17 protein-coding genes are annotated in these 17,389 nt (G+C 71.9%); 9 read left to right on the top strand and 8 right to left on the bottom strand.

Going from position 1 to position 17,389, the window contains the following annotated elements:
- Positions 1-11: 11 nt before the first annotated feature.
- The 7 genes from AB0H71_RS19505 to AB0H71_RS19535 are packed head-to-tail and all read right to left on the bottom strand — an operon-like array spanning position 12 to position 9,195.
- Positions 12-803 carry a coniferyl-alcohol dehydrogenase gene (locus AB0H71_RS19505; protein ID WP_357022470.1) on the bottom strand — a complete coding sequence of 264 codons (792 nt, stop codon included), beginning with the start codon at positions 801-803 and terminating at the stop codon, positions 12-14.
- Positions 800-2,521 carry an FAD-binding protein gene (locus tag AB0H71_RS19510; RefSeq protein WP_357022472.1) on the bottom strand — a complete coding sequence of 574 codons (1,722 nt, stop codon included), beginning with the start codon at positions 2,519-2,521 and terminating at the stop codon, positions 800-802. Before AB0H71_RS19510 ends, AB0H71_RS19505 begins: the two co-directional genes overlap by 4 nt.
- Positions 2,518-3,468: a 3-carboxyethylcatechol 2,3-dioxygenase gene (locus tag AB0H71_RS19515; RefSeq protein ID WP_357022474.1), complete on the bottom strand. Its 951-nt coding sequence runs from the start codon at positions 3,466-3,468 to the stop codon at positions 2,518-2,520. The genes AB0H71_RS19510 and AB0H71_RS19515 overlap by 4 nt, the downstream gene beginning before the upstream one ends.
- Entirely contained in the window at positions 3,437-5,068 is a 1,632-nt protein-coding gene (locus AB0H71_RS19520; protein WP_357022476.1) for a bifunctional 3-(3-hydroxy-phenyl)propionate/3-hydroxycinnamic acid hydroxylase, read from the bottom strand. Before AB0H71_RS19520 ends, AB0H71_RS19515 begins: the two co-directional genes overlap by 32 nt.
- 1 nt (position 5,069) lies before the next feature.
- The gene (locus AB0H71_RS19525) at positions 5,070-5,933 is read right to left on the bottom strand and encodes an alpha/beta hydrolase (RefSeq protein WP_357022479.1); all 864 of its coding nucleotides are present in this window, start codon (positions 5,931-5,933) and stop codon (positions 5,070-5,072) included.
- Between the two features lie 20 nt (positions 5,934-5,953).
- Entirely contained in the window at positions 5,954-7,594 is a 1,641-nt protein-coding gene (locus AB0H71_RS19530) for an FAD-dependent oxidoreductase (protein ID WP_357022482.1), read from the bottom strand.
- A 38-nt stretch (positions 7,595-7,632) separates the two neighbouring features.
- Complete coding sequence (locus AB0H71_RS19535; RefSeq protein ID WP_357022485.1) at positions 7,633-9,195, bottom strand: AMP-binding protein; 1,563 nt, start codon at positions 9,193-9,195, stop codon at positions 7,633-7,635.
- A 206-nt stretch (positions 9,196-9,401) separates the two neighbouring features.
- On the opposite strand from AB0H71_RS19535, the gene AB0H71_RS19540 reads away from it, so the two are divergent.
- The 6 genes from AB0H71_RS19540 to AB0H71_RS19565 are packed head-to-tail and all read left to right on the top strand — an operon-like array spanning position 9,402 to position 15,164.
- Positions 9,402-10,262, top strand: coding sequence for a mycofactocin-coupled SDR family oxidoreductase (locus AB0H71_RS19540; RefSeq protein WP_357022487.1), 861 nt, complete (start codon positions 9,402-9,404; stop codon positions 10,260-10,262).
- Positions 10,263-10,280: 18 nt separating this feature from the next.
- Positions 10,281-11,645 carry a cytochrome P450 gene (locus AB0H71_RS19545; protein ID WP_357022489.1) on the top strand — a complete coding sequence of 455 codons (1,365 nt, stop codon included), beginning with the start codon at positions 10,281-10,283 and terminating at the stop codon, positions 11,643-11,645.
- Between the two features lie 16 nt (positions 11,646-11,661).
- Positions 11,662-12,741 (top strand): amidohydrolase family protein, encoded by a 1,080-nt coding sequence (locus tag AB0H71_RS19550; RefSeq protein WP_357022492.1) that lies wholly within the window; start codon positions 11,662-11,664, stop codon positions 12,739-12,741.
- Positions 12,742-12,754: 13 nt separating this feature from the next.
- Positions 12,755-13,906, top strand: a complete 1,152-nt coding sequence (locus AB0H71_RS19555; RefSeq protein WP_357022494.1) for an amidohydrolase family protein — start codon at positions 12,755-12,757, stop codon at positions 13,904-13,906.
- On the top strand, positions 13,903-14,295 hold the full coding sequence (locus AB0H71_RS19560) for a Rieske (2Fe-2S) protein (protein WP_357022497.1): 393 nt from the start codon (positions 13,903-13,905) through the stop codon (positions 14,293-14,295). The genes AB0H71_RS19555 and AB0H71_RS19560 overlap by 4 nt, the downstream gene beginning before the upstream one ends.
- A 2-nt stretch (positions 14,296-14,297) precedes the next feature.
- Positions 14,298-15,164, top strand: a complete 867-nt coding sequence (locus tag AB0H71_RS19565) for an alpha/beta hydrolase (RefSeq protein ID WP_357022500.1) — start codon at positions 14,298-14,300, stop codon at positions 15,162-15,164.
- A gap of 2 nt (positions 15,165-15,166) precedes the next feature.
- Here AB0H71_RS19565 and AB0H71_RS19570 read toward each other — a convergent pair whose 3' ends face one another.
- Entirely contained in the window at positions 15,167-15,622 is a 456-nt protein-coding gene (locus AB0H71_RS19570; RefSeq protein ID WP_357022502.1) for a hypothetical protein, read from the bottom strand.
- A gap of 43 nt (positions 15,623-15,665) precedes the next feature.
- Here AB0H71_RS19570 and AB0H71_RS19575 point away from each other — a divergent pair, with 43 nt between their 5' ends.
- From AB0H71_RS19575 to AB0H71_RS19585, 3 genes are read left to right on the top strand one after another with little or no spacing between them, the layout of a single operon-like run.
- A complete protein-coding gene (locus tag AB0H71_RS19575; RefSeq protein WP_357022504.1) occupies positions 15,666-16,967 on the top strand; it encodes an NADH-ubiquinone oxidoreductase-F iron-sulfur binding region domain-containing protein in 1,302 nt (433 codons plus the stop codon).
- Positions 16,964-17,176 carry a ferredoxin gene (locus AB0H71_RS19580; protein ID WP_357022507.1) on the top strand — a complete coding sequence of 71 codons (213 nt, stop codon included), beginning with the start codon at positions 16,964-16,966 and terminating at the stop codon, positions 17,174-17,176. Before AB0H71_RS19575 ends, AB0H71_RS19580 begins: the two co-directional genes overlap by 4 nt.
- Positions 17,173-17,364: a ferredoxin gene (locus AB0H71_RS19585; protein ID WP_357022510.1), complete on the top strand. Its 192-nt coding sequence runs from the start codon at positions 17,173-17,175 to the stop codon at positions 17,362-17,364. Before AB0H71_RS19580 ends, AB0H71_RS19585 begins: the two co-directional genes overlap by 4 nt.
- Positions 17,365-17,389: the final 25 nt, after the last annotated feature.

A 17,389-nucleotide genomic window follows, 5' to 3' on the forward strand; every position in this document is an offset into this window, starting at 1 on the left:
TTCCGAGGTCTTCATGCCAGACGTCCCGCCACATTGCCGCCGTCCACCCAGATCACCTGGCCGGTCACGTAGCTCGCCGCCGCGCTGTTGAGGAACACCAGCACCGCCGCCTGTTCGGCCGGGCCGGAGACGCGGCCGTCGAGCGGTTTGGGGATGGTGTCGAGGTACTGCTCGCCGTAGGCGGTGCGCAACTGGTCCAGGATCGGGGTCTCGGTGACGCCGGGCCCGGTGCAGTTGACGCGGATGCCGCGCGCGCCGAGCGGGGCCGCGGCGCGGGCGGTGTAGTGGATGATCGCCTCCTTGGAGAGGCGGTAGCCGCCGTCCTCGAGCGCCTCGGGATGCGCCTCGCACCAGGCCCTTCCGGCCTCGAAGTCCGCGGTGTCGAGCAGGCCGGTGGTCTGGTCGCGGTGCTCGAGCCAGTTCGCGGCGGCCAGGGAGGAGACGCTCGCGATCGTGGCGCCCTGACGCAACCCCGGCAGGACGGCCTCGGTGAGGTGGCGCAGGCCGAGGAAGTTGATGGTGACGACCTTCAGCGGGTCGCCGATGCCGGAGGAGACGCCCGCCACGTTGAACAGCGTGTCCACCGGGCCCAGCTGCCCGGCCGCCGCGTCGATCGAGGCGGGGTCCGCCATATCCACCCGGTGGAAGCCGTCCAGTTCGCCGGCCGGGTCGGCGCGATCCAGCCCGATCACGGTGCCGCCCAGCTCCCGCACCTGCCGGGCGACCTCCGCCCCGATCCCCGAGGCGCAGCCGGTCACGACGGCGCGGCGTCCGTCGTAGCGCAGGAGTTCGGCGATGGTCATCCGCCCGCTCCGGCGAGGTGCTCGGCGGCGATGTAGCCGAAGGTCATGGCGGGGCCGATGGTGGCGCCCGCGCCCGCGTAGGAGCGGCCCATGACGGGGGCGGAGGTGTTGCCGGTGGCGTAGAGGCCGGGGACGACGCTGCCGTCGGCGCGCAGGACCCTGGCGTGCTCGTCGGTGCGCAGCCCGCCGGAGGTGCCGAGGTCACCGAGGACCATGCGGAAGGCGTAGTAGGGCGGCTTCCGCAGCGGGGCCAGGTTGGGGTTGGGCAGGGTGGGGTCGCCGTAGTAGTTGTCGTAGAGGCTGTCGCCGCGGTCGAAGTCGTCGTCGTGGCCCTTGTGCGCGAGCTCGTTGAAGCGATCCGCGGTGGCGCGCAGCTTCTCCGGCGGCACCCCGATCTTCGCGGCCAGCTCCTCGATGGAGTTCGCCGCGACCACGACGCCGGAGTCCAGCCACGCCTGCGGGATCTTGCGTCCGGTCGGCACCGGGGCGAACGGGATCTTCGGCAGCGGCAGGTGCCCGGCGACGACGTAGCGGTTCCACGAGCGGTGGTCGGTGATGAGCCAGCTCGGGATGTGGTCGACGCCGGTCCGCTGCCCGGCCAGCATGGCGTGGCCGAAGTCCATGTACGGCGCGGCCTCGTTGATGTACCGCTCGCCATTGCCGTTCACGATGAACTGGGCGGGCATCATCCGCTCGTTGAGCAGGAACTGCATGCGGCCGTCCGGCCACTGGATGGACGGGAACCACCAGGACTCGTCCATGAGATCGGTGGCCGCGCCGACCTTCTCGCCCGCGCGGATGCCGTCGCCGGTGGCGAGCGGGTTGCCGAAGCTCCAGTCCTCGTCGATGAGCGGCTCCTCGCTCCGGCGCCACTCCATCTCGTGGTCGAAGCCGCCGGTGGCGAGGATGACGCCGCGCTCGGCGCGGATCCGCACCGGTGCGCCGTCGCGCTCGACCACGGCGCCGGTGACCTCGCCGTCCGGGCCGGTGGTCAGCTCGGTCATGGGGGCGTTCAGCCAGAGCGGGATGTCGTGCTCGCGCAGCGCCAGCCGGAGCCGCGCCACCAGGGACTGGCCGATGGCGGCGATGCGGTCGCCGAAGACGTGCGCGCGGAACTTCCGCCACAGCAGTTTGACCAGCACGGCCTTGCCGCGCCAGTTCTGCCGGACCTGGTAGAAGAGGCGTAGGTCCTTGGGACCGAGCCAGATGCCCTTGGGGGCCAGGGCGAGCGGCTTGAGCAGCAGCTCCTCGTCCGGGCCGAGTTCGCGCAGGTCGATGGGCGGCACATTGATGGTGCTGCCCTGGTCGGAGCCGCCGGGGAGCTCCGGGTAGTAGTCGGCGTAGCCGGGTTTCCAGACGAACTCCAGCCAGCGGCTGCGGCTTTCCAGGAAGGCCATCATCTCCGGCGATTTGTGCACGTAGGCGCGAAGTCTTTCGTCGGTGACGAGGCCCTCGGTGATGGTGCGCAGGTAGCCGACGACGCTGTCCGGGTCCAGTTCGAAGCCGTCGCGGTGCTGGGCCGGGGCGTTCGGGACCCAGATGCCGCCGCCGGAGAGTGCGGTCGAGCCGCCGTAGTGCGCGGCCTTCTCGACCACCAGGACCTTCAGCCCCGCGGCCTCGGCGGCGAGTGCGGCGGTGAGCCCGCCGCCGCCGGAGCCGACCACGAGCACATCAACGACCTCGTCCGGTGTGTCGGCCTTCTCCACTGGTGCGGTCATGACGACCTCCCTTCCGGCAGCGCGGTGCGGACGGCGAAGCCCGCGATGAGTTCGGGGGCGGCGCGGTAGTAGCGGTCGGCCACCCGGTAGGGGCCCTGGGTGGCGAGGGCGGCGAAGGCGGCGAGCCAGGTGCGCACCTCGTGCGCGGAATTGCCCGCCGCGCGGGTGATTCCGGGGTTGTCCCAGGTGGTGAATTCGGCGAGCGCGCCGCGGTCGAGTACGTCGAGGAAGCGGGCGTCCCATTCCGGGGCGAGCGGTGCGGACGGCCCCTCCCCCGCGGCGAATTCGCGCGCGGCGGCGATGACCCGCTCCTGGCGGGCGGCCCGCGCCTCGGCCGACATGGGCGCCCCGTGCACGATGCGCTCGCGCACCGGCCCGGTGGCGGTGGCCAGCGCGGGCACCGGCGGGTCGTGCGAGAGCCCGCCGGAGCCGACGATCAGCACCCGCTTCCCGAGCCCCGCGACGAACCGCCCGGCCGCCGCCCCCAGCGCGGCGGCCCGGTGCAGCGGCCCGAGCGGAACCCCGACGGCATTGACGAAGATCGGGATCACCGGCAGCGCCGTGGCCGAGCCGAGCAGCCGGCGCAGCGGCTGCACGGTGCCGTGATCCACCTCCATGGCCACCGACACCGCGACATCGACCCCGTCGGCAAGCACCGCCTCGGCCAGCGCGGTAGCCAGCTCGGCGGGCACGTCCAGGGGCCCGGCGTGACTTCCGTAGTCACCGACCCCGCTCGCGGCGGTCCCCACGCAGAACGCGGGCATGGTCCGGTAGAAGAACCCGTTGTAGTGATCCGGCGAGAACGTCAGCACCAGTTCCGGATCGAACTCCCGGACGAACGAGGCCGCCCGATCCAGCGCCCCCTCGACCTCGTCGAGCAGCTCCCGCCCCGGGCCGGGCAGCTCGAGCAGCGGGCTATGCGAGACGCAGCACACGGCCAGCGGCATCGTGCTCCCCCTCCGGATCGAGGGCGAGCGCCTCGGCCAGCGCGGCGCCGACCTCCGGCGCGTACTGCGCGGGCGAGGCCCCCGCGATACAGCGGTCGGGGCGCAGGAAGAGCACCGAGTCCAGGTGCCCGTCGAACCAGCGCTTGAGCCCGCCGGTCCGATCGCCGACGATCAGCACATCCGGGTCGTCGTGATCGGGCCAGTGCAGCTGGCACGCGGGCCGGGCCGCGACGAAGACCGCGCCGAGCGCCTTCCAGCGCGCGAACTCCCGCTCGCCGAGCACCTCGCGCGGCCGGTTGTTCCAGAAGAGCACCGCGAACCACGGCCCGAGCACCTCGTCGAGCAGCACGTCGGTGCGCTCCCTGGTATCCACCCGCGGCTGCACGAACAACGTCCCGACGGCGGATTTCGGCGAGCGCGACCAGGTGTGCACCACCGCGCCGGTGTCGTACCGCGGCATGGGCTTGAACCGCATGCCGAGCACGTACGACTTCACCGGCGGGATGAAGGCGGCGGCGCGCACCAGCACGTCGCGCGCGCCGGTGACCCGCTTGTTGGTCGGCGAGATCACCTTCCCCACCAGGGTGGAGAGGTCGATCATGGCGCGGGCGTGTTTGCGGCGCTCGGTGTCGTAGCTGTCCAGCAGCGCGTCGCCGGCCCGGCCGGTGGCCACCGCGGCGAGCTTCCACCCCAGGTTTGCGGCGTCCCGGATACCGCTGTTGTACCCCTGGCCCTGCCAGACCGGCATGAGGTGCGCGGCATCGCCGGCCAGCAGCAGCCGCCCCACCCGGAAGCTGCTCGCGATCCGGGAGTGGTGGGTGTAGACCCGGCGGCGGATCACCTCCAGCCGCTCCGGGTAGGGCACGAAGGGCGCCACCATGCGCTGGAAGAAGGCGGGATCCTCGGCGAGCTCGTCCGGCTCGTCGTCGTGGATCATGAACTCGAAGCGCCGGATGCCGTGCGCGATGGAGACCGAGACATTGGGCCGGCTCGGATCGGCGCCGACCTCGATATTGGGGTGGCCGAGCGGATCCGAGGCCAGGTCCACCACGAGCCAGCGGGTCGGCGAGGTGGTGCCCTCGAAGCCGACCCCCATCTGTTTGCGGGTCACGCTCCGCCCGCCGTCGCAGCCGACCACGTACTTCGCGGTCACCACGCTGCCGTCGCCGAGCGCGACCTCGACGTGCGCCCCGGTGTCGACGCAGCCGGTCATCGGGGTGTTCCAGGAGACCTCGACCGAGGGGTAGCGCTCCAGCCCGGCCAGCAGCTCGGCATCGACCAGCGGCTGCACGAAGCCGTTCCGCTTGGGCCAGCCGAACGAGGTGTCGGTGGGCGCGATCTCGGCGAGCAGCCTGCGCCTGCCGTCCACGAAGCGCATGATCTGGTTCGGATTGGTGTGCGGCAGCACCTTGTCCACCAGCCCGATGGCCTGGAAGGTGCGCAGCGACTCGTCGTCCAGCCCGACCCCGCGCGGGTAGTCGATGAGCGTCGGCCGCTCCTCCACCACCCGGGTGCGCACGCCGTGCCCGCCGAGCACATTGGCCAGCGTGAGCCCGACCGGGCCCGCGCCGACCAGCAGCACGTCGTAATCGGCCGGCACGTCAGCCCTCCCGCAGGAAGCCCAGGTGCAGGGCGTCGAAGGTGGCGGCGTCCTCGTACTGCGGCCAGTGCCCGCAGTCCCCCATGACCTCGAAGCGCGCGCCCGGGATCATCGAGGCGATGCGCTTGCCCTCGGTGACATCGGCGGTGGGGTCGTCGCTGGTCCAGAGGACCAGGGTGGGGGCGGTGATGCGGCCGTAGTCGTCCGGGCCGAGCAGGTTGCGCTGCCGGATCTCCGGGTCCTGCAGCGCCATGATGTCGCGCATGGCGTCGACGAAGCCGGGCTGCCGGTAGATGCGCTGCCTGCTGGCCACGATGTCGTCGTAGTCCTTGGACTTGTCCGCCATCAGCCACTTGATCCTGGCCTGCACCGTCTCCCAGGTGGGGTCGGCGGCCGCGGCCATGGAGAGCGTGATGATCCGCTTCATGACCACGGGGTCGGCCTGCGAGCCGCCCGCGGTGTTCAGCACCAGCCGGTGCACCCGGTCCGGGTGGTCGATGGCGAACCGGGCCGCCACCCAGCCGCCCAGCGACTCCCCGCTGATCGAGGCGGTCGCCACGCCGATGGCGTCCAGGAAGGCGGCGAGGTGCGCGACGTAGTGCGGGATCTCCAGCGGGTGCCCCGGCCTGCCGGTGTAGCCGTGCCCGAGCATGTCGATCGACCAGGTGTCGAAGTGCTCGGCGTGCGCGGCGAGGTTGCGCACGTAGGCCTCGGCGTGCCCGCCGGAGCCGTGCAGCAGGACCAGCGTCGGCTTCCCGGACTCCCCCGCGCGCAGGTAGCGGGTCCGCACGCCACCCACGTCCAGGTAGCCCTGCTCGAACGCTACGCCCTGGAGGTCACTCCAGATGCTCTCGTACTCCGACAACGCGTGGTTCCCTTCTGCTTTCAGGATTCGACGGAGGCGCCGGTGGCGGCGGCGTGCCCGGCCCGGTAGCCGAAGACCAGCCCGGGGCCGATGGTCCCGCCCGCGCCGCCGTAGGCCCGCCCGGTCGCGCCCGCCATGGCATTGCCGACCGCGAAGAGCCCGGGGATCACGGCGCCGCTCACGTGCTTGACCCGACCGTCGGCGTCGGTGCGCGGGCCGCCCTTGGTGCCCATGGCGCCCGCGGTCACCGGCACCGCGTAGTACGGCCCGGTGTCCAGCGGGCCGAGCGTCCTGGCCCAGGCCGGCTCGGCGTCCGGGTCACCCCAGTACCCGTCGTAGGCGCTGTCGCCGCGGCCGAAGTCGGGGTCGGAGCCGTTCGCCACGTTCGCATTCCACCGCTCGACGGTGGCGGCGAGACCGTCCGGATCGGCCCCGATCCGCTTGGCCAGCTCGGGCAGGTCGGCGGACTCGTTGAACCACTCCGGCACCTCGCCCCCGGGCGGCACCCCGAGGAAGCCGTACTTCCGCAGGTGCTCGGCGTCGAAGACGATGTGACCCGGGTCGTTGACGTAGCCGCCGCGCGGGTCCAGGTAGTGAAAGGCGCCGACCATGGCGTTGTACTCGCCCGCCTCGTTCACGAAGCGGCGCCCGGCCCGGTTGACGATGATGCTGCGCGGCCGGGTGCGCTCCAGCCGGACGCTGCGGCTGCGCGGCTTGCCCTCGATGGTGTCGCCGGGGATCTGCACCACCGGCACCCACCACGCCTCGCTCATGGTGCCGAGTTCGGCGCCGAGCGCCATGGCCAGCCGCAGCCCGTCGCCGGTGTTGTTCGGCGGCGAGACCGGGCCGCGCATGGGGCCGCGCAGGTAGGCGCGGACCAGCTCGGCGTCCCACTCGAAGCCGCCGGTCGCCAGGATCACCCCGCGCCGGGCGCGCACCGTGGAGAGCCCGGCCGCGGTCGCGATCCGGACCCCGGTGACGGCGCCGTCGGCGGTCACCAGCTCGACCGCGCGAGCCCCGGTACGCGGGGTGACGCCGGCCGCCAGCACCCCGGTGAGCAGCCCGCCGATCAGCGCGGCGCCCGCCACCACCAGGTCGGCATTGGCATCGGTGACGCCGGCGTTCAGCCGGGCCCTGGTCTCGGCGTCGAAGCCGACATTGCTCCAGTCCGCGGGGAAGGTGGTGATCCGGTCCCGCCAGGCGCCGAGCCGGTTCAGGTCGAAGGCGATCGGGCTGAGCGAGCGGCCGCCGCCGGGGCGGCCGCCGGGCAGCTCCGGCTTGTAATCCGGGAAGCCGTCGGCGATCTCGAACCGCACGGCGCTGTGCTCCTCCACGAAGCCGACGGCCGCGGCGCCGGTGCGCACGAAGGTCTCCACCAGCGGCACGTCCATCGACCCGAACGACTGCGCGTCCAGGTAGGCCATGGCGTCGGCGACGGTGAGCGGGCAGTCCGGCGCCCGGTCGTGCGCCGGGATCCAGGCGATGCCGCCGGAGACCGCGCTGGTGCCGCCGACGGTCTCGGCCTTCTCGTACACCGCCACCGAGGCGCCCGCCACGGCGGCGGAGAGCGCGGCGGTCAGGCCCGCGGCGCCGCTCCCGAGCACCACGACGTCGACCTCGGTGTCCCATGCGGGGGTTCCGGGCTGAGCGGGGGTCGTCATGAAATCTCCGTTCGCAACTGAGGAGAATAGTATTCTCCTCACTCAGATGTGGCAATGCCCCGCCGGATGAGATGTTTCTGCACCTTGCCGCTGGCGGTGCGCGGGAACTCGTCCGCCGCGAAGACCCGCTCCGGCCACTTCTGCCTGGCCACACCCGCCGCGGCGAAGTGCGCGGCGACCTCGTCGACGGTCGGCAGCGCGTGGCCCGGACGCAGCCGCAGCACCGCCCCGACCACCTCGCCGAAGCGCGCGTCCGGCACCGCGACCACCGCCGCCTCGGCCACCGCGGGCAGCCCGGCCAGCACCTGCTCCACCTCGACCGCGCTGACGTTCTCGCCGCCGCGGATGATGACGTCGGCCTTGCGGTCGGTGATGGTGAGGTGGCCGTCCGGGTGCAGCACCCCGATATCGCCGGTGCGGTACCAGCCGTCGGCGTCGAAGGCGGCGGCGGTGAGCTCGGGGTCGGTGTAGCCGAGGCAGAGATCGGGGCCGCGGCTGAGGATCTCGCCGTCGGCACCGAGCCGGATCTCCACGCCGGGCATGGGCCTGCCGTCGGTGTAGAGCCGCTCGTACTCCGGCGCGTGGTAGCGCGAGGTGGTGATCGAGGGGTGCTCGGTGCTGCCGTACGCGCGGAAGGGAATCAGCCCGAGGTCGGCGAGGCCGCGGGTGACCGAGGGCGGCACGGTGGAGCCGCCGAGCCCGACGTAGCGCATGTGCGCCATGTGCTCGGGCGAGAAGTCCGGGTGCTCCATCAGGCTGGTGACGAAGTACGGCGGGCCGCCGCCGACCGAGAGGTTGTCGCTGCGCATGAGCGCCAGCGCCCGCCCCGGATCCCAGACATCGGCGAGGTGCACCGGCTTGCCGTGCAGCACCGGGATGAGGAAGGCGCCGAGCATGCCGATGAAGTGGCCGACCGGGGTCGCGGTGAGCTGGGCGCCGCGGTCCAGCCGGTTCTGCTCGGCCAGCTGCCTGGCCTCGCAGCCCAGCGTCTGGTGGCTGTGGATCACGCCCTTGGGCGCGCTGGTGGTGCCGGAGGTGAAGGCGATGAGCGCGGGGCCCGCCGGGTCGGCGGGGAGGGCGCTCTCGAGCGGCTCGTCGGCGAGCAGGGCGTCGAAATCGACGGCGCTCTCACCCGGCGCGGCACCTCCGCCCACGACCCCGACGATCGGCACCTCGGCGCTCACCGCCGGATCGAAGACCAGCCGCCCGAAACTCGCCGCGGTGATGAAGACCTTCGGCTTCGTCACCGCGAGAATGTGCGTGAGCTCGCGCGCGCCGTAGAAATGCACCACCGGAACGGTCACCGCGCCGAGGAAGGCCGAGGCCCAGAAGGTGGCCGCCGCCTCCATCCAGTTGGGCAGCTGGAAGACCACGGTGTCACCCGGCCCGACTCCGCGCGCCCGCAGCCCGCCCGCCAGCCGCCGCGCCGCCAGCTCCACCTCGCCGTAGGTTCCGGACCAGGGCCGCACCTCGGAGTGCACCCGGAACGGGAGGTCGCGCAGCCCGGCCAGATCGCGGGTGAGCTGCTCGCCCAGCGTCTCCGGACGCCACCAGCCCGCGGCCTCGTAGCCGGCCCTGAGTTCGTCGGGGATGGTTCGCATCGCGGGATCGCCTCCGGAATCGGTGAAAATGCCATTCTTTTCTGAGGGTAATAACACATTCGTGGCGCCGGGCGCATTCGTCCCGATCACCGCCCCGACCTGCCCGAAAAGTCCGGAAACCTTGCGAGATTTCCGAAGAGGAGAGTAGCGTTCTCCTCGATGGCGAGGTAAATTCTCGTCCGAGAGGTCACGGGAAAGGGACAGCTGTGGGACGTGTCGAAGGCAAGGTCGCGTTCATCACCGGCGCGGCGCGCGGGCAGGGCCGCAGCCACGCGGTGCGGCTCGCCGAGGAGGGCGCCGACATCATCGCGGTCGACCTCTGCGCGGACATCGCGACGGTCGGGTACGCGCTGGCGACCCCGGAGGACCTGGAGGAGACCGCCAACCTGGTGGCCAAGACCGGCCGCCGGATCGTCACCGCCAAGGCGGACGTGCGCATCGCCGCCGAGCTGCAGAAGGCCGTGGACGACGGCGTGCGCGAGCTGGGCAAGCTGGATATCGTTGTCGCGCAGGCCGGTATCGCCGGCATGAAGGGCGAGCCGCAGCTGCAGGCCTGGACCGACGTGATCAACACCAACCTGATCGGCACCATCAACGCCATCCAGGTCTCGCTGCCGCACCTGCGCGAGGGCGCGTCGGTCATCGCGACCGGCTCCACCGCCTCGCTCATCGACATCTCCAAGGTCGACCAGCCGGGCAAGGATCCGGGCGGCATGGCCTACGTGCACTCCAAGCGCGCGCTCACCGCCTACGTCTACGAGCTCGGCAGGCAGCTGGCGCCGCGCGGCATCCGCGCCAACGTGGTGCACCCGACGAACTGCAATACCCCGATGCTGCAGAGCGAGCCCATGTACCGCTCGTTCCGGCCGGACCTGGAGCACCCGACCCGCGCCGACGCGGAGCCGGTGTTCGCCGTGCAGCAGGCCATGCCCATCCGCTACGTCGAGCCCGAGGACATCAGCAACGCCGTCGTCTACCTGGCGTCCGAGGAGTCCAGGTACGTCACCGGGTTGCAGCTGCGGGTCGACGGCGGCGGCTACCTGAAGTGGTACGACTACCACATCTGATCTGAAGAGGATTCAATCGTGACCATCGACGAGAGCGTGGCCGGCGCGGACCGCAAGCGGGTCAGGTACCAGTTCGACCGGCACACCCCGGAGTACCGGCACCGGTTCCAGGAGATCACCGAGGAGATGCAGGGCAAGTGCCCGGTCGCCTGGTCCGACACCCACGAGGGGCACTGGGTCGCGGCCAGCGCGGACGCGGTGTTCGAGCTGGCGCGCTGCCCGCACGTCTCCAACGACCACGACCTGCACGGGGAGCGCAAGGGGTACAAGGGGATCTCGATCCCCACCGCGCAGCGCGCCTCGGTGGTGCGCGGCGGCATCCTGGAGATGGACGACCCGGAGCACCGGATCTACCGCTCGGTGCTGAACCCCTACCTCTCCCCCGCCGCGGTGCGGCGCTGGGAGCCGGTGATCGACGAGATCGTGCGGGCCGCGCTGGACGAGCACATCGAGTCCGGCCGCATCGATTTCGTGGACGACCTGGCGAATATCGTCCCGGCCGTGCTCACCCTCGCCATGCTCGGCATCCCGCTGAAGCGCTGGTCGCTCTACAGCGAGCCGGTGCACGCCGCCGTCTACACCCCGGAGAACTCGCCGGAGGCGCCGAAGGTGGCGGAGATGCACCGGGCCATGGGCATCGACCTGCTCACCAGCCTGGCCGAGATCAAGGAGAACCCGCGCCCCGGGCTGGTGCACGCGCTGACCGAGCTGCGGATCGACGGCGAGCCCGCCCCCGACCTGGAGATGCTCGGCATGCTCGGGCTGATCATCGGCGGCGGCTTCGACACCACCACCGCGCTCACCGCGCACTCGCTGGAGTGGCTCTCGGAGAATCCCGAGCAGCGCGAGCTGCTCAGCCGGGAGCGCGAGGAGCTGCTCGACCCGGCGACCGAGGAGTTCCTGCGCTACTTCACCCCGGCCCCCGGTGACGGGCGCACCATCGCCGAGGACGTCGAGCTGCAGGACACCGAGTTCCGGGAGGGCGACCGGCTCTGGCTCTCCTGGGCCATGGCCAACCGCGACCCCGCGGTCTTCCCGGACCCGACCGAGGTGGTGCTGGACCGGAAGGGCAACCGGCACTTCAGCTTCGGGCTCGGTATCCACCGCTGCATCGGCTCCAACGTGGCGCGCACGGTCTTCAAGGCCATGCTCACCGCGGTGCTGGACCGGATGCCGGACTACCGGTGCGATCCCGAGGGCACGGTGCACTACGAGACCATCGGCGTGATCCAGGGCATGCGCAAGCTGCCCGCCACCTTCACGCCGGGCAAGCGGCTCGGCCCCGGCCTGGACGAGACCCTGGACAAGCTGCAGCGGATCTGCGACGAGCAGCGACTGGCCGCCCCGGTGACGGAGCGTCCGGACGTCGCCGTGATCGACTGAACGACGGAGTGATCGGATGAGAGACCTGCCCGACGGCACCCGCACCCCCGTCGTGGACGCGAGCGTGCACATCTTCTTCGCCTCGAACGCCGACATGCGCGGCTTCCTGCGCGAGCCGTACCGCAGCCGCGGCATCCCCGATGCCGAGATGGACTGGTACGGCGCGCCGGGAGGTGAGTACGCGAAGGGCACCCGCGGCCCGGCCAAGCAGTACCCGGGCTCGGACCCGGAACTGGTGGCCGCGCAGCTCTTCGACGAGCGCGGGGTCGACGTGGCGGTGCTCCATCCGATGACCCGCGGGGTGCTGCCGGACCGGCACCTCACCACCGCGGTGCTGGCCGCGCACAACGAGATGATGGTGACCCGCTGGCTGGAGGGCGCGCACGCCGACCGGTTCCGCGGCACCATCCGGGTGAACCCGGAGGACGTGCCCGGCGCGCTGCGCGAGATCGAGCGCTGGGGCTCGCACCCGCGGGTCGTGCAGCTCGGCATTCCGCTGCAATCGCGGGAGCTGTACGGCAAGCCGCAGTTCTGGCCGATCTGGGAGGCCGCCGCGGCGGCCGGGCTGCCGGTGGCCGCGCACATCGAGACCGGCGAGAGCATCGCCTTCCCGCCGACGCCCTCCGGGCACACCCGCGGCTACGAGCAGTATCTGGGCTTCATGTCGCTGAACTACATCTACCACCTGATGAACATGATCGCGGAGGGCGTCTTCGAGCGGTTCTCGGAGCTGAAGTTCGTCTGGGCGGACGGCGGGGCCGACCTGCTCACCCCGTTCACCTGGCGGATGGACACCTTCGGCAGGCCGCACCTGGAGCAGACCCCGTGGGCGCCGAAGATGCCGAGCGATTACCTGCCCGGCCACGTCTACTTCGTGCAGGGCAGTCTGGACGGCCCCGGCGACACCGAATTCGCCTCCGAGTGGCTCGGTTTCACCGGCAAGGACGACATGCTCATGTTCGGCTCCAGCTACCCGCACTGGCACGCCGGCGACGCGCTCGCGCTGCCGACCGGGCTGAGCTCAGAGCAGCGCGCGAAGCTGCTCTGGCGCAATGCGTCCGAGCTGTACGGCATCGACATCATGGCCCCCGCGTGAGAAGGAGAAGCCGATGACACTCGCCCATCAGCAGCAGCAGGCACCGGCCGCCGAGCAGGTCGCGGTGCGGGTGGTCGACTCCGACGTGCACCCGGTGCCCCGGCGCCGGGAGCTGGTGGAGTACATCCCGGAGCCGTTCCGCAGCAAGCACTTCCTGAGCCACCGGGTCGGCGAGACCATCATCTACGACGCCCCGGACTACGCGCACTCCTACGCCATGCGCGTCGACACCTTCCCGGCCGACGGCGAATTCCCGGGCAGCGACCCGGAACTCGCGCTGCGGCAGCTCATCATCGAGGCGGGCTCGGACATCTGCATCCTGGAGCCGACGGTCAAGGCGACCCGGCTGCCGGAGGCGACCCAGGCGCTGGCCACCGGCATCAACCACTGGCTCGCCAACCACTGGCTGGACCCGGTGAACAACCGGCACCAGCGCTGGCGCGGCTCGATCTGCGCCGCCATCGACAATGTCGACGGCGCGGTGCGCGAGATCGAGCACTGGGCCGGGCACCCGTTCATGTCGCAGATCCTGATCAAGGCCGAGCCGCGCCCGGCCTGGGGCGACCCGCGCTACGACCCGATCTGGGCCGCCGCGGTGAAGCACGACCTGGTGGTGAGCTGCCACCTGGGGCGCGGGGCGTACGAGACCATGCCCATGCCGCCGGTCGGGTTCCCCAGCTACAACCACGATTTCATGGTCACCTACTCGCTGCTGGCGGCGAACCAGATCATGAGCCTGATCTTCGACGGCGTCTTCGACCGCTTCCCGGCGCTGCGGATCGTCTTCGTGGAGCACGCCTTCACCTGGATCCTGCCGCTCATGTGGCGGATGGACGCCATCTACGAGGCACGCAAGTCGTTCGTGGAGATCACCCGCAAGCCGTCGGAGTACGTGAAGGAGCACATCCGCTTCACCACCCAGCCGCTGGACTACCCGGAGGACAAGACCGAGCTGACCAGGGCCTTCGAGTGGATGGAGGCGGACCGCATCCTGCTCTACTCCTCGGACTACCCGCACTGGACCTTCGACGACCCGCGCTGGCTGGTCAAGCACCTGCCGGAGCACGCGCGCGAGCGGGTCATGTACAAGAACGGCATCGAGACCTACCACCTGCCGGAGTTCGTCCCCGCCATCCCGGGGCAGCGCCGGGTGTTCGCGCGGTGACGGCGGAGTCCGAGCGCCCCCGGCTGGCCCAGGGGCGCGAACACGTCGTCGCCACGGTGGACGAGATCCCGCCGGGCGAGTCCAAGGTGGTGCCGATCGGCAGGCACGGGGTCGGCGTCTACAACGTGGGCGGCACCTTCTACGCCATCGCCAACTACTGCCCGCACGAGGGCGGCCCGCTCTGCGCGGGGCGGGCCCGCGGCCGGACCGTGGTGGACGAGTCGGTGCCCGGCGACGCGGTCATGGTGCGGGACAAGGAGTACATCTACTGCCCCTGGCACCAGTGGGGTTTCGAGCTCGCCACCGGGACCACCGCGGTGAAGCCGGAGTGGAGCATCCGCACCTATCCGGTGCGGGTGGACGGTGACGACGTCATCGTGACGGCATAGCCATGCCGAAGGTCGAGGTGAACGGCGGCGACGTCGTCTACGAAATCCTGGGTGAATCCGGCGAACTGATCGTGCTGACGCCCGGCGGGCGGTTCGGCATGGACATCCCCGGGCTGCGCCCGCTGGCCGATGCCCTGGTCGCGGGCGGGTACCGCGTCCTGCTCTGGGACCGCCCCAACTGCGGCGCCTCCGACGTCCAGTTCTACGGGCAGAGCGAATCGCACATGCGCGCCGAGACCCTGCACGGCCTGCTCACCGCGCTCGGCACCGGCCCGGTGATCCTGGCCGGCGGCTCCGGCGGCGCCCGCGACTCCATGCTCAGCACCATCTTGTACCCGGAGCTGGTCACCAAGCTGGTGCTCTGGAATATCGTCGGCGGCATCTACGGCACCTTCAACCTGGGCGCCCACTACGTGCTGCCCAGCCTGCAGGTGGCGCGCGGCCTCGGCGTCGAGGGGCTGCCGCGGATGCGGGAGTGGCGCGAGCTGATCGAGGCCAACCCGAAGAACCGGGAGCGGCTGCTCGCGCTGGACCGGGACGATTTCGTCAAGCTCTCGCTGCGCTGGCTGAACGCCTACGTCTCCAAACCGGGCCAGACCGTGCCCGGCGTGGACGACGACCTCTTCGACCGGATCACCGTGCCCACGCTCATCATTCGCGGCGGCGCGAACGACCTGGACCACCCGAAGCGCACCTCGCTCGAGGTGAGCTGCCTGATCGCCGGCTCGACGCTGATCGACCCGCCGTGGCCGGAGGACGCCTGGGAGCGCGCCGTCGAGGACCGCGCGCACCAGCGCGTCGACCGGTACAACCTGTTCGACACCTGGGTGCTGGCCGCGCCCGCCATCCTCTCCTTCCTCGACGGCTGAGCTCACCGGGTATGGATGAACACCTCGCAGTTGAGCGACGCCTCCAGGGCGGTGTGGATCCGGCTCTCCGGCACCCGCTCCAGATCGGCGCGGTCCAGGACCACGTGCACCACGTCGAAGCCGTCGGCGTCCGGCTCGCGCCGGAGCTCGCCGCGCAGCCCGAACCCGGCGAGCACGCCGTGCGCGTCGGCGTCGGTGCCGCGGCTGACGTAGGTGACGACGCCGGGCACCGGCTCGGTGCCGAAGGCCTTCGCGCAGGCACGCACCGCGGCGTGCACCGCGGCCTCGGTGTCGCCGGTCTCGATGTGCACCTGGACCTCCCGGCTGCCCGCCGAGCCCAGCACCACCGCCGGGATCTCGGTGAGGTGCGCGCGCAGCGCGGCGAGCCCGTCGGTGAGCCCCTCCGGCGACAGCTCGCCGGCCGGATCGACGTCGATACGCACCACCGCGGTTCTCATACCGGCCAGCCTAGCGGCCGTTTCTCCCCCGGAAGAGGTTGCCATGCAGGACATTTTCGAGCGGTCCGGGTTCCGGGTCGGCGGCCCGGCGCCGGGGCTGGAGCCGCGGCTGCTGCGCGCGGGCGCGGAGCAGCTGGCCGGGTATCGCGCGGCCGGTGGCTACCGTCCGGCCGGTGATCCGGAGGCGCTGCTGGAGCAGGTGCGGCGCAGCGGGCTGCTCGGGCGCGGCGGAGCCGGCTTCCCGCTCGCGGTGAAGCTGGCCGGGGTGCGCAAGGCGCATCAGCGCGGCAGCGCGACCGTGGTGCTGGCCAATGGCGAGGAGGGTGAGCCCGCCTCGGTGAAGGACAAGTGGCTGCTCCGGCACCGGCCGCACCTGGTGCTGGACGGGCTGCGGCTGGCGGCGAGCGTCGTCGGAGCCGGACGCGCGGTGGTCTACCTCTCCGACCCCGTCGCCGCGCGCAGCGTGGACGCCGCGCTCACCGAGCTCGACGCCGCCGGGATCGAGGCGCCGCCGATCGAGCTGGTCCTGGTCGACCCCACCTACGTGGCAGGCGAGGAGACCGCGGCGGTGCGGGCGGTGCAGGGCGGCCCCGCGCTGCCCAGCGACAAGCCGCCGCGGCCGTTCGAGCGCGGCGTCGGCGAGCTGCCGACGGTGGTGAGCAATGTGGAGACCCTGGCGCACCTGCCGTATGTGCACGCACACGGCGGCGAGGGATTCCGCGCGGTCGGCACCGAGGGCTCCCCCGGCACCTTCCTGGCCACCGTCACCGGCGGCGGCGTCCCCGCCGCGCTCTACGAACTCCCGCACGGCCTCCCCTTCACCGAACTGCTCGCGCTGCACGGCGTCTCACCGGACGCGGTGCGCGGCGCGCTCACCGGCGGCTACTTCGCGGGCATGGTGGACCGCGGGATCCTGGACGTCACGCTGGAGCACCACGCCCTGCGCGCGCTCGGCGGCGGCCTCGGCTGCGGCGCCTTCGCGCTCATCACCACCGAGTGCCCGGTGGCGGTCGCCGCGGCGGTGCTCGAGTACTTCGACCGGGAGAACGCCGGCCAGTGCGGCTCCTGCTGGAACGGCACCGCCGCCATGGCCGCCGCCGCCGGCGCGCTGCGCGACGGCCGCGCCACCGACGAGGACGTGGCCCGGTTGCGCCGCTGGTCGGTGGTGCTCCGCGGCCGCGGCGCCTGCGGCACCCTCGACGGCGCCACCAACGCCGCCGCCACCCTGCTCGCCCGCTTCGGCGCCGACGTCGCCGCGCACCTCACCGGCGCCTGCCCCACCTGCGCGGACGGCCCGTACCGCACCGAACGCCCCTTCGAGGTGGACCCGGAGGCCATCCCGTGAAGATCCGCCTCGACCGCACCCTCTGCGACGGCTTCGGCATCTGCGCCCGGCACGCCCCGAAACACTTCTCCCTGGACGACTGGGGCTACGCCGCGCTGGAGGGCGACGGCTCGGTGCCACCCGCCGAGCACGACGGCGTCCTGCGTGCCCTCCTCGACTGCCCCGTGCACGCCATCCTGACCGTCGACAACCCGGAGGTGACCCCGTGAAGGTGGCCGTCAACTGGACCCTCTGCGAGAGCAACGGCGTCTGCGCCGGCATCGCACCCGAGGTCTTCGACCTCGACGACGAGGACAACCTGCACGTCCTGCACGAGAACGTGCCCGATTCCCTCGCCGCCGGGGTGCGCGAGGCGGTCGCGCAGTGCCCGCGCGCCGCGCTCTCCGTCACCGAGTAGGCGGATCCGGCACCCTCCCCGGGTG

The sequence above is a fragment of the Nocardia sp. NPDC050697 genome (assembly GCF_040654395.1).
In the GTDB taxonomy this organism is placed as follows: Bacteria; Actinomycetota; Actinomycetes; order Mycobacteriales; family Mycobacteriaceae; genus Nocardia.